This window comes from Fusicatenibacter faecihominis (assembly GCF_020686945.1).
GTDB classification, from domain to species: Bacteria; Bacillota; Clostridia; order Lachnospirales; family Lachnospiraceae; genus Limivivens; species Limivivens faecihominis.
The window spans coordinates 1-12,274 of the sequence record NZ_JAJEPR010000036.1; the positions used below are offsets into that span (position 1 = coordinate 1).

The following is a 12,274-nucleotide window of genomic DNA, read 5'->3' on the forward strand; positions in this document are numbered from 1 at the left end:
TGTTTAGTGGGTCCCAAGTTCAAAAGCCTTATCATGCAAGCATGAACGGCTTTTTGACCTTTTGACCCTGGCATCATGATATGGAAACAGTTGCAACCGGCTGACCTGGTCAAACTTTCTGACTTTAGCCCCTTCTGGCTTTGCGTCCCTGCCTTTCAGCAGGTTTGCCTTTAAATAATTTCTATTTTTATCAAAAATAAAATACCATAAATGTTTTTACACGTCAATGGAGTAAATAATTCATTTCCTGTTTGAGATCATACTTTTTAATTTCCTTTGTATATGCGGTTTTTATGATTTTTTGTCAGCAGTTTTGTGATCGTTCTTTTTAATAGCGGAATATCAATCGGCTTTCCGATATGTTCATCCATCCCGGCATCCAGACAAGCTTTTCGGTCTTCCTCAAAAGCATTTGCCGTCATGGCAATGATCGGGATCTTTCTGGCATCTTCACGTTCCAACCCACGGATTGCTTTTGTTGCTTCCAGTCCATCCATAACCGGCATCATCACATCCATGATAATAAAATCATACTCACCCATCTTAGAATTTCGGAATATTTCAAGTGCTTCTTTTCCGTTTGCCTGCAACAAAGAGTGAATGATTTCTGACAACTCCTGCTCATTTTCCACCTGATCCATAAGCGATATCTGATGCAGGATCGTATCCATGCTATGTAATTTTATTTGATAGAGTTCCTGAATACCTTTTGTTTTCATTTTCTATCCCCCTGCGGCTGGATGGTTTGCTTTCTGTGTCTTTATTCTAAGATTTCGGTAGTGAGAACACCACCCAATAGACTCAGAATAACTCTCGGAATACGAGAATTAGCGTAATATAGTTGATTTTGAGTTCCTTCAGTTTGTCTGCTGCTTTTCGATAGGCTCTCTATTGCACTACAGCATACATTAAGCTATTGAAATTTGGCATCGCACTTGTGATGCCTTTTTCGATGATTTTCAGTCCGTTTCTCAGCAACTCGTTCTCAAAAGTACTGAATGAAACCATCCTGCAAGATGTTCCCGCAACCATCATTTTTCCAGATTCATGTTCTCTTTCCTGAAGCTCAAAAGCGTTGCTGATATCGCTTTGCATTTCATAATTTCCGTCTCCCATTGAACAAATAAGAGCAATTCCATCGGATTTCAAATGGCTACGAATGAATTGATAAAACCCATTTCTGTCTTCATCTAAAACTAACATATGAACAACCGCAATTGAATAAATGAAATCAAACTTCTCATCCAAATCACTTGATAAACAATCTAAAACCATGAATTTTGATTCAAAATCAGGTATTTTTTTCTTACAATAGTTTATTGCTTCAGGCGATATATCGGTTGCCATAAGGTGAAAGCCATTTTCTAAAACGGTGGCGGAGTCTCTGCCCTCACCACACCCGATTTCCAGTAATGAATGCTCAGGATGAAGGTGATATCGATGAATAATATCCATAACGATTGGAGTGTTTTTCATCTGTGCCCAACTGAACCCCTTTTCATGAGCGGTTTTATATCGGTCTTCATAGGCTTCATAATATTTTCTGTTCTCTTTTTTCATGGATGCCCCTCATTAAAATTTGTGGTATTCCACCAATTCATGAAATACCTCTACTAATCATTCTTTATCAAAATGTACATACCTTAGAATTGTTTTTATAACTTCATCAATCACAATCGGCTTTGACAGTTTCATGCTGCGAACTGTCCTCGGCTGCATATGCAGTCTGGGGAGAAAATATCATACACACGCATACAAAAACCAGCAACAGTGCCACATATTTCTTTGCTCTCGAAATCATATTAAATCTCCTGTCTGTCAAATATATTTCTCTATACATCTCCTTGTCAACATCCTGGTTTAATAAAATTGCACTACCGCATCAAATCCATTTATTACTGTTCAATGACCTGCGGTTCGGTACCCCCCCGCCGGATTTTATGTTTCTGATCGTCTTTTCCAGTACCTTCATCTCAACCGGTTTTGAAACATGCGCATTCATACCGGCTGCCAAAGAATGCTGGATATCCTCCGAGAATGCATTGGCGGTCATGGCAATGATCGGAATCTTCTTTGCCAGTTCATGGGAACTTCTACGGATTGCTCTCGTTGCCTCATAACCATTCATGACAGGCATCTGCACATCCATCAGGATCATGTCATAATCACCCGGAGCCGACTGTTCAAATGCCTTCAAAATCTCTTCACCATTTTCACAGATGGTGCACTCCGCGCCCTCAATCTTTAACAGTTCCGTCAGGATTTCTGCATTTATCTCATTATCCTCTGCACACAGGAACCTCATCCCCTGAAGGATATTACCATCCTGCTCATCTGTTTCTGCCTGTGATGCCGGAGAAACAGATCTTTCTTCTGCAATTTTCAGATCCATAAAGATCTCAAAACAGCTGCCCTGTCCAGGTTCACTTTCTACATCGATCGTTCCGCCCATTGAATCAACCAGATTTTTGGTGATTGCCATTCCAAGGCCGGTTCCCTGTATCTTATTTGTCATGGAATTTTCCGCACGGGTAAACGCATCAAAAATTGTATTTTGGAAATCTGCTGACATTCCCATACCATTATCGCTGACTAAAAAGCGGTACTTTGCATAAACAGATGAATTTGATCCACATTCCTCTGCCAGAAACTGAATTTCTCCGCCTTCCTGTGTATATTTAATTGCATTAGACAGCAGGTTACTGAAAATCTGCATCAAATGGACTCGATCCCCATTCACCCATTCATGCTGGATATTTTCTTTTGTAATTGTAAAGGTCTGCTTCTTTTCATATATTTGAGAATGAAATATCGTGTCAAGTTCCTGTATAAAATCCACTATAGAAAAGTCAGAATATTTGAAAACAGTTTTTCCGGCTTCAATCTTGCTCATGTCCAGAACATCATTAATGATCCCTAACAGATGCTGTGATGAAGTGTCAATTTTATCCGCATACTCTATTACCTTGTCTTTATCACTGGCATCATATCTGATCAGGGATGTCATTCCAATGATCGCATTCATAGGAGTACGTATATCGTGAGACATATTGGCAAGAAAACTGCTCTTGGATCTGTTCGCTTCCTGTGCCACCTGAAAAGCTTCCTCTGATGCCAGTTTTGCCTGACGCAGCTCTGTATTCATGGTTTCCAGCTTGGCATTATTTTCCCGTTCCACGCGGATCGCTTCCTGCTGATTTCTATGCATAACAAAAGAAATTCCCAGTATAACAAAGACAGCTACGATAACCGTAAAGATAACAATAAATATCGTGACAAAATTGACAAGTTTTAAGGTATTCGTAGCAACATATTCTGCCGGAACCAGAAAGATAAGGGTCCATTCGGCATTTTCCATTCTTTTTAACCCGTAAAAATATTCAGTTCCATCCAGTATTGCATTAGAATAACTGCAGCCTTTTTCTTCCAGTTCAGTCTTTGTCTTTTTAAAAGAAGAATCGTGAAGATACTTCATATTCTGTAAAACGGAAAAAACATTATGTCCCTTAATCAGTTCTACCTGATTGCTGTTAAACAGTTTAAATCCATTGTCATCCAATATATACACACTGTTGTTCCCATTATATGCATCACAGCTAAAATAAGGATTCAGCTGTTCCATATTCTGGGCAATTCCATAATAACGAATTGTAGTTATCTTTTCTCCATTCTGAAGATATATTGGCTCCGGCAAACGGTTCAGAAATACCATCTTTGACTGGTTATCCGTCATGGAATCAAAAACAAAACTGATCTTTTCAGGACTTTCTTCAAAATAATCCAGATCCCGGAAAAGTCCCATACTTCCGGATTCTGTATAATATCCGCCTTCTGAATCCACTGCCATCAACGTGATCTTATGATCTGCATATGCTGATAATTCATATTTCTTTTTCATATGTCTGCAGAGTTCATCTGTAGTCTGTATGTTTGCATCACGCAGATAATTACATTCTTCCGTTACCCGGTCCCAGTGGGAATCGATCACATCCTCCAGATTTTGAAACATCTGACGGGTAATCTCTTCCATCTGGTTTAACCGTTCCTCATAGATAATATCCTGGATATAAGTATGATACAGGAAAAAGAATGCAAAAAGCATCGCTATACCAGCCATACAGCATCCCAATATTAAATTCTGGTACCCCTTTGCCTTCTGCATCCTTTTCCTCCGCTTATTTCCATTCAGTGTCTGCTTCACTTAAAGTCTTAAATTGCCCAAAAAATTCTTTTACCGCATCCAGACCCACAATACCACTGTCTGTCACTTCCGTTTCTGATGCCAGTTTTTCACTGATTCCGGAAATTGCGACCTGATAAGTCTTTTCATCCTCCAGTTTCATATCTTCAGGATTTACCAGCATATATGGATAATTCTTACCTGTACCAACTGCATCATAACCTTCTTCATACAATGCCCGAATCTGTTTTCCTGTCAGCCTGATTGTATTAATAGTCCGTGACCAGCCAGTCGGAAGAATGGTACAGATATCATAGTCTGTAATATTCTTTGCATACAGTTTTCCGCTCACGCCATCATTGTTCTGGTTCGTGCCATTTCCACTGATCCATGTTCCAAGAGATATAAGAGCAATGTCACTTCCGGTCGCCTCGGCAAAACATCTGCCCACCAGCTTTGCACAGCTTTCCTGTGGGATTTCCTCTGTGACTGTTGTAATCACTTCCGGCTGGTTATTTACCACGCTGTCCTGATCCTCATCCAGCTGATCTGACACATCCTTTATTGATGCCTTATCCTGCATGAATTCCAGCATTTTGTTTCCGGTATTTACAATCGTATTTTCCCATCCGGCATAAATAAACGGTGTCGTATTCCCTGCATTGATCATATCTGAAATATCTGCATAGAAGGTGTCATCTGCCTTTGCATCTTTGAAAGGAAGTAGTCCTGCTTTTAATGTGCTGTCCGGATACAGGGCGCTGGTTCCTTCTACCGTAGACAGAACCTTCATGACTTTTAATGCATCTTCAAGTTTCTCAGGATGATTCTCCAGCTCTTTATTCAATCCATAATAACGATTTACATTTAGTAATAAATCACAAAGTAATTTTTGACTATCTTTTCAAAAGTTCTTATATGCCGGTATAGCCTATTGTTACAGGCTTTTCCGGCATTTTTCATTGTGGAAGATACTCTCAAATCTTCTTATATCCCCGTATGTTTTTGTGTTCAAAAGTAGTATGTGGAGTAGTAAATTCTCCATTTACTACTATGCAATCAGCCGCTTCATTTCGGTTATTGACGTTTCGGAAGTTGTGTGTGCGTAATAGTTCAGCGTCATATTGATGTTGGAATGTCCCATGATGTATTGCAATGCTTTAGGGTTCATTCCCGCATTTGCTAACGTGGTGCAGAATGTGTGGCGTAAGGTGTGCGGTGTCATTACCTTTGGCAATGCGACCTTTTGCGTTTTGTTGTATTTCCTTACAAGCCCCCGGAACATACTTTCATAGTTGACTGCCACTTTTGGCAAGCCGTTCCGGTTAAGGAACAGAAACTTTGTGTAGCCCTCTAAAATAACAGGCTGTACATATTTCCGTTTATTTAGCACCCGTTGAAATGCTTCCAACACTTTTTCACTCATAGGAATAACCCGGTTGCCGCTTTTCGTCTTAGGCGTTTCCACATAGTAGCCCACATCTGCAATCTTCAAAAGTTGGTGGTCTACATTGATAAGCTGTTTGTCTAAGTCAATGTCAGCTTCCGTCAGTCCGCAGAGTTCCGAAATGCGAAGCCCTGTCCCTAACAGTATGATAATCTCGTCGTAGTATTTCTGATAGACTTTATCATGCTGTACAAAGGACAGAAAAGCCGCTTCCTGCGTAGGGGATAGAGGTTCCTTTGGTTCCGTATCATCTTCAAGGACTGTGTTCAACTGGAAGTCAAATGGATTTTTACGAATACAATCGTCCTGTATGGCTGTGTAAAAGGCAGCCTTTAAGGAACGCTTGTGGTTGTTGATAGTCTTGAAGCCGTAACCTTTTTCTTTCATGCGTAACGCCCATTCCTTTGCGTCGGAGAGCTTCACATTTTCAATCCGGCAGGCTCCAAGTTTATCCTCCTGCAAAATCCGCATGAGCTGTTTTCGCCCCTGCTTTGTACCATGCCGCACATTTGCCCGGTGGCGTATCTGCTTTGCGTAGAGTTGGCAGACCGTCATTTTCTTTCCGATATGGTCGATACCGTCGTCAAGGTCTTTTTGGATTTCTTTCTCTTTTTCCCTCAACGCTATATCGTCGCGCTTTCCTGCCGGGGTTTTGTCCGTAGGCACTAACTTCCAAGAATAAACAAACTGCGGTTTCCCAAAGGTATCTATATATTTGTAGGCATATCTCCCGTCTTTTCTCTGGCTCTCTCCGGTGCGGAGAATACGATTTTTATTATCCCGTCTTTTTTCCGACATCGTTATGCTCCTTTCCATAATGGAAAGAGCCTTGATATGCTTGACTACATTGTACCACATTCAAGGCTCGATTTCACTATTAGATTGCGTCCACCGTATCAATCATTTTTTCAAACTGCTTACGCTTAATCTGAATACGGTTTCCGTTCATCATTACCCAGTCCGGGACGGGATTTTCTTCTGCCAGTTTCCGCAGCTTGCTTTCTCCGATACGGAAATATTTTGCTGCTTCTTCTATGGTAAGAGTGTACTTTTCCCAAATCGGCACGTCGTTATTGTTCAATTTGTCGTCCCCCTTTCTTAATGGGTCAAAAATCAATCTGTAACATAGGCTTTAATCGGACGGCTATTAGCGTAACCTCATGGGACTTGCACCCCTCCGGCGGTCTGCCGAAGCCCTACCCATTGCCTGCGACGCTTCTAACGCTCGGACTATGGCTGTAAGGAAGTATCATTATGTATTCTGTGCGTTATCGCCCGCAGGCTGCTATCCCTGCTTTACGGTGTGGTATTTCTCGCTCGCTTTTCTGTTAAGAGAAAGGTCATGGCGTACCCGCCGCATGGCTCGGCACAAAAGGAACGTATCCGATTTGCCTTATGCTGCGTCGCCGTTCTATTGCGCCGCTTTCTTTATCAAAGAGCAGGGGGCTGTCTTGCGGTATGGAACGGAAAAGGGGAAAGAAGCGTTCCAATATCGCGTAGGTTATTCAGCCCGAAAAGTGAGGATAGCCCTCATCAGTCTTGCTTGCAGCCGTTCCCGAATATCCTCGTCAACGCCATAATAGACATTGCCGCGCTCGTCGTAGAGCTTCCGCATGGAAAGACTTGCTATGTAGCCGCTGAAATGCTGCAAGACCATTTTCATAGCGTCCGGGTCGCCTTTGCTCGCCGCCAAAATAACGGGATAGGGAACAAGGGCATTTTCCGGGTAGTCGTTTTGATTACCATTCGTTCCATTCATCAGCGTGTTCCTCCAAATATTTCTTTAACAGTTCAAAAGAGCTTGTCCGTCTGTACTGTATCGTGCTGCGCGACGTATTGAACATTTTTCCTGAATATTACGGGTACTTTTACACCACCTGTCCGGATTGAGGAAACCATTGTTCCGGATTGATGGAAACCGCTCTTCCGGTCATTAGGAAACCACTCTTATAATGGATGTAAGCATCGAATTTGATGCTAATTCATTATGAGGGAGGTCTTCACATGACCAAATATCGTGAAATCCTAAGGCTGACAGCCTTGGGTCTGTCTCTTCGTGACATTGAGAAAAGCCTCAAGGTTTCAAGAAAGACAGTTGTAAAGGTCCAGAAACGTGCAGATGAATTATCTCTGAGCTGGACACTGGACGAATCACTCACCGATGCCGAGTTGGAGCAGCGGATGTTTCCAAAAGATTTGTCTCCGAAATCCACTAAGCGAATGCCTGACTTCGACTACATCCGTAAGGAACTGCTCAAAAATGGTGTCAACAAGAAGCTCCTCTGGACAGAATACCTTGAAGAATGCAGTCAGAATGGTGATGAGGCTTTGATGTATTCTCAGTTCTGCTATTACATTCAGCAGAACGAGCAAAAGCGCCGGGCTACTATGCACATCCCGAGAAAGGCCGGTCAACAGATCGAAGTTGACTGGGCTGGTGATCCGGCAAAGATCATTGATCCGGATACCGGCGAGATCACCGAAGCATGGATCTTTGTTGGTGTCATGACCTACAGCCAGTATGCTTTTGTCGAAGCGTTCATCAATGAACAGCAGAAGGCATGGATTACCGCTCATGTCCATATGTACGAGTTCTTTGGCGGCGTTACGCCGATTCTGGTGCCAGACAATGCTCCTACAGCAACGAACCGTAAGCAGAGCGACAAATATGAGCCTGTCCTGATCAAATCCTATGAGGAACTGGCACAGCATTACAACACTGCTATCATCCCGGCACGGGTATGTACCCCGAAGGATAAGCCAATCGCAGAAGGAAACGTTGGCCATGTCTCTACATGGATCACAGCGGCGCTTCGTAATGAGCAGTTTTTCTCTCTGGCGGAATTGAACCAGGAAATCAGAAAAAAACTCAAAAAATACAACGAGGCTTCTTTTCAAAAGAAAGAAGGCAGCCGACAGAAGCTGTTTCTCGAAGATGAGAAGCCCTTGCTCATGCCCCTGCCTGCCACCCGCTTTGAATTAGCTGAACATCGTACCGCCACAGTACAGTTCAACTATCACATCGCCGTAGACAAAATGTACTACTCGGTGCCTTATCAGTATATCAAAGATAAGGTTGATGTGCGAGTGACCGATACCACAATTGAAATTTTTAAGGATTTCAGGAGAATTGCTTCCCACAAACGCCTGTATGGGCGTCCGGGGCAGTATTCCACAGTGCTCGAACATATGCCGCCAGATCACCAGAAATATCTGGAGTGGAATGGTGACCGTTTCCGCAAATGGGCAGAAACAATCGGAATCAATACCTATAAAGTTGTAAACAGTATCCTTACCTCTGGCCGGGTGGAACAGCAGTCTTACAGGGCCTGTATGGGCCTTCTGAAGCTTGCTGAGAGGAAGTCTTCACAGCAGCTTGAAAGCGCTTGTGCAAAGGCTCTGCAGTACTCGAATTCACCCAGCTATAAAAGTATCAAGAACATCCTTGCTGCGGATCATGGTGCTAAATCTGAACCACCTCAGAAGCAGACAAACGAGAGTTCTCAGTCCGGCATCACCCGTGGTGCCCGTTATTACGGAGGTAAGAGATCATGACAAACCAGAGTACGATTGACAAGCTTATTGAAATGCACATGACATCGATGGCTGATGCATTCCGTAACCAGCTGCAGGATGCCGCCATGAAAGAGATCCCTTTCGAAGATCGGTTTGGGATGATCGTTGATATCGAATATACATCCCGTAAAAACAGCCATCTGAAAAGGCTGATCAAGAACGCTGAGTTTGAGCAGCCAGATGCATCGATTGCGGCAGTCGATTACGGTCATAATCGCAAGATAAACCGTCAACTGATCGAACGGCTGGCAACCTGTGAGTACATCACAGAATACCGTAACATCTTCATTACCGGCGCAACAGGCAGTGGTAAAACATATCTGGCCTGTGCGTTTGGAATGGAGGCATGTAAGCGTTATTACAGCGTTAAGTATGTCCGTGTGCCAGATCTGCTCTTGGACTTACAAGAGGCCAGAGATGAAGGCCACTTTAAAGATGCATTGAAAAAATACACCAATCCCACGCTTCTAATCTTGGATGAGTGGCTGCTCATGAGAGTTACTGAAAAAGACTCAGCCAATCTGCTTGAGCTTATTCATAAGCGTCGCAAGCACTCATCCACGATCTTTTGTTCCCAGTATCTTGAGGAAGACTGGTACCAAAAGCTTGGTGGTAAGGACAACCCCCTCACAGATGCCATCATGGATCGAATCTCATTCGATTCATACAAGATTCCGATTATGAGTCTTGACCCAGAAAAGGATATTTCCATGAGGGAGGTTTATGGACTGGATCCATCTCAGGCACAATAACATACAGGCGGCTTCGCCGCACATAGCAATAACCTAAAGCGGTTTCCGCCTATCCGGACAGGTGGTTTCCATTTTTCCGGACAGGCGGCTTCGCCGCAACGGAATATTCATTTCCGATTTCCACGTCAGTCATGCCCTCGAAATAGTACAGAAGTATAGCAGTTCTCTTTTCTTCCGGCAGGGTGCGTATTGCTTCAAGCAATAACTTCGGGGTTATTTCTTTTCCTGCCATTTGATAAGTCGGCTCGGCTGTTTCAGCTTGAAAATATTTATCCGTAGTGTAAAGCTGCCGTTCCTCATGCAAGGCAAGGTCACAAAAAGAAACTTCCCGTTTCCTGCGTCGCCGGATTTCATCATGGGCGTTACAGGCTTCGTTGTGTAGCACCCGTTTACAGAAACTTTGAAAGACACATTGCTTCTGAAATTCTCTGCGATTAGGTTCCATGTAATCACCTCCTTTCTGCCGAAAGGCGGTAGTACCTCCCCTTTTCGCGGGATAATACAGACGACTTTTTTAAACGCCGGACGAAAGCGAAAATTTCTTTGAAAAATCTTCTGTAAAATGCAAAATGCGCCCATCTGCAAGGCGCAGACCGACGCATAGGAAATAACAGCAGTATTTAATTGATTTGATAGTTCATCTGTATAGTCGGACTTGTCCGGTGGGGGAGCTATACTTTTTTTAATGAATGTAACCTATGTATGCTGTATAGCAACAAAGAAATCCCCATAGCGGCAGCCCTCCTAAATGCCGCTAATTTATGTTAGCAGTAGACAAAAAGAAGCGGCGGCTCTAAAAATTAAAGCCACCGCTTCAAATGCGCGTGAAAATATGTCTGCGCTACGACGGCTTTTTTTCTTTTGCTGTCGTAGCGTAGAATTAGGAAGTGTGCATAAAAGACACTATTTTTTCAGTAGTGAGGAATCCAAATTACCAAAACTTGTTACTCCACACCGAATAAAACCTACCATATCAAGCTATTTGAATCAGAGTTCAATTCTTGCTTTTGATGGTTTATCTTCACAATAGATAACTTTAATCGTTGTTCCCTTGTCAGGAATTTTGTTTCCTGCGCCAATCCATTTTTGGCAGGTGTAATCTTTGACGCCTATCGTGTATTTGACCTTGATAATATGTGGAAAAGCTGCACCATCCATAGCATGGGTACGGACAGGTTTACGATTTACTTTTAACCACCATTGTTTTGTAACTGAAATTACAGTTCCTGTTGTTTCCTTTTCCATAAGTTATACCTCCGATGTTAATTTAGAATGAGTAATTTTCTATTTAGATAGCTACATATTAAAGCAAACTGCCCTTTAATCCTTTTTTGAAAACCAATACAGCCCTTTCGGTTCCCCAAAATGACATTGTGACAAGGCGATAGCTTTCCTTTTCCATTTCCTCTATTTTGGCATTGATTTTCACTGTCGCATTTTCAATAGTAATTTCTTCTAATAATTCTGTCCTATACATCATATCTTTACCTCCATAATTATTAAATAGATGATACATATTTTCGGTTCAATCTTTTTGGTATTTACCAACCTTTTTTTCTAACTGCTTTTTTCTTCTTACCAACAGTCAATGTACCGGGTTCTTTCTTTTTATTTGCAAGAATAATCATAGAAATCAAGAAAGTCAAAACTATTGTAATGAAAGCGGGGAAAATGTGATAAGTATAACCATATTCCGCACCACAAGTAGGGTCTACTAAAATCATGCTTGCTTTAATCGGATAATAATTTAACAGTGTTCCTTCAAAAGTTCCAAAATATCCATACACAAAAGCTAGTGCAACTCCACCCAAAAAATTATTTGCCGAACAACAGAATATCAGAATAATCGGCAAGACTGAAATATAAATTCCTATATTCGCCCCAGTAACACGAATAAACATATTGAGTAGATTGCCAAAATGAACTCCCGGAAATCCGACAATAATATTGATTACTAATGCTATCACACAACCTATAAGACTAAAGCTGATTGTCAACAGCAATAGAATAAGTAATTTTCCAGAAAGTAACTGTTTATATGGAATAGGAATTGTTAATATATTCTTCATAGTATCGTCTGTATATTCCCTTGTTATGATATAACCTGCAATCAGTGCAATAATAATCGGAAAAAATAAGGTACAATTACTAATCATAACCTGTTGCATAAAATAGTCAAACGTCCATGTCGGTCCACCGTTGGCTGTGGAATAAAACAGTGACAGCAACGGAGAAAGTGTTGTCATAATAATTCCGGCTTTTATTACAGAATATCGTTTTAATTTTAAAAATTCAGTTTTTATTATATTTCTCATATCT

At 41.9% G+C, this 12,274-nt stretch carries 13 protein-coding genes, 1 pseudogene and 1 riboswitch; of the genes and pseudogenes, 2 read left to right on the top strand and 12 right to left on the bottom strand.

The genetic code is table 11. The features are described from left to right. Positions 1–88: 88 nt before the first annotated feature. Positions 89–179: riboswitch (cyclic di-GMP riboswitch) on the bottom strand. An 87-nt stretch (positions 180–266) separates the two neighbouring features. The 8 genes and pseudogenes from LKD71_RS14740 to LKD71_RS14775 form a co-directional block, all read right to left on the bottom strand. Further along, positions 267–641 carry a response regulator gene (locus tag LKD71_RS14740; RefSeq protein ID WP_331466481.1) on the bottom strand — a complete coding sequence of 125 codons (375 nt, stop codon included), beginning with the start codon at positions 639–641 and terminating at the stop codon, positions 267–269. Positions 642–888: 247 nt separating this feature from the next. Next, positions 889–1,560, bottom strand: a complete 672-nt coding sequence (locus tag LKD71_RS14745) for a class I SAM-dependent methyltransferase (protein ID WP_227616033.1) — start codon at positions 1,558–1,560, stop codon at positions 889–891. Between the two features lie 322 nt (positions 1,561–1,882). Continuing rightward, positions 1,883–4,162, bottom strand: coding sequence for an ATP-binding protein (locus tag LKD71_RS14750; RefSeq protein ID WP_227616034.1), 2,280 nt, complete (start codon positions 4,160–4,162; stop codon positions 1,883–1,885). Between the two features lie 13 nt (positions 4,163–4,175). Then, complete coding sequence (locus LKD71_RS14755; RefSeq protein ID WP_227616035.1) at positions 4,176–4,973, bottom strand: 5'-nucleotidase C-terminal domain-containing protein; 798 nt, start codon at positions 4,971–4,973, stop codon at positions 4,176–4,178. A gap of 258 nt (positions 4,974–5,231) precedes the next feature. Next, a complete protein-coding gene (locus LKD71_RS14760) occupies positions 5,232–6,425 on the bottom strand; it encodes a site-specific integrase (RefSeq protein WP_044477098.1) in 1,194 nt (397 codons plus the stop codon). A gap of 79 nt (positions 6,426–6,504) precedes the next feature. Continuing rightward, positions 6,505–6,708 (bottom strand): excisionase, encoded by a 204-nt coding sequence (locus tag LKD71_RS14765; RefSeq protein WP_009905235.1) that lies wholly within the window; start codon positions 6,706–6,708, stop codon positions 6,505–6,507. A 420-nt stretch (positions 6,709–7,128) separates the two neighbouring features. Next, complete coding sequence (locus tag LKD71_RS14770) at positions 7,129–7,386, bottom strand: helix-turn-helix domain-containing protein (RefSeq protein WP_009905237.1); 258 nt, start codon at positions 7,384–7,386, stop codon at positions 7,129–7,131. Beyond that, positions 7,367–7,474 (bottom strand): annotated as a pseudogene (locus LKD71_RS14775) (RNA polymerase subunit sigma); the annotation flags it as partial. The pseudogene LKD71_RS14775 and the gene LKD71_RS14770, both read right to left, overlap by 20 nt. Positions 7,475–7,631: 157 nt before the next feature. Between LKD71_RS14775 and istA the strand changes: the two are divergent. Together istA and istB are read left to right on the top strand one after the other, a co-directional pair. Continuing rightward, on the top strand, positions 7,632–9,182 hold the full coding sequence (gene istA, locus LKD71_RS14780; protein ID WP_227616036.1) for an IS21 family transposase: 1,551 nt from the start codon (positions 7,632–7,634) through the stop codon (positions 9,180–9,182). Then, the gene (gene istB / locus LKD71_RS14785) at positions 9,179–9,955 is read left to right on the top strand and encodes an IS21-like element helper ATPase IstB (protein WP_227616037.1); all 777 of its coding nucleotides are present in this window, start codon (positions 9,179–9,181) and stop codon (positions 9,953–9,955) included. The genes istA and istB overlap by 4 nt, the downstream gene beginning before the upstream one ends. 49 nt (positions 9,956–10,004) lie before the next feature. Here the strand turns inward: istB and LKD71_RS14790 are convergent, their stop codons facing one another. The 4 genes from LKD71_RS14790 to LKD71_RS14805 all read right to left on the bottom strand — a co-directional run bounded on the left by LKD71_RS14790 (position 10,005) and on the right by LKD71_RS14805 (position 12,270). Beyond that, complete coding sequence (locus LKD71_RS14790) at positions 10,005–10,400, bottom strand: RNA polymerase sigma factor (RefSeq protein ID WP_227616038.1); 396 nt, start codon at positions 10,398–10,400, stop codon at positions 10,005–10,007. A 542-nt stretch (positions 10,401–10,942) separates the two neighbouring features. Continuing rightward, positions 10,943–11,200 (bottom strand): hypothetical protein, encoded by a 258-nt coding sequence (locus LKD71_RS14795; RefSeq protein WP_022621582.1) that lies wholly within the window; start codon positions 11,198–11,200, stop codon positions 10,943–10,945. Positions 11,201–11,258: 58 nt separating this feature from the next. Beyond that, positions 11,259–11,435 carry a hypothetical protein gene (locus tag LKD71_RS14800; RefSeq protein ID WP_166460160.1) on the bottom strand — a complete coding sequence of 59 codons (177 nt, stop codon included), beginning with the start codon at positions 11,433–11,435 and terminating at the stop codon, positions 11,259–11,261. Between the two features lie 61 nt (positions 11,436–11,496). Beyond that, the gene (locus tag LKD71_RS14805; RefSeq protein ID WP_016728876.1) at positions 11,497–12,270 is read right to left on the bottom strand and encodes an ABC transporter permease; all 774 of its coding nucleotides are present in this window, start codon (positions 12,268–12,270) and stop codon (positions 11,497–11,499) included. Between the last annotated feature and the right edge of the window lie 4 nt (positions 12,271–12,274).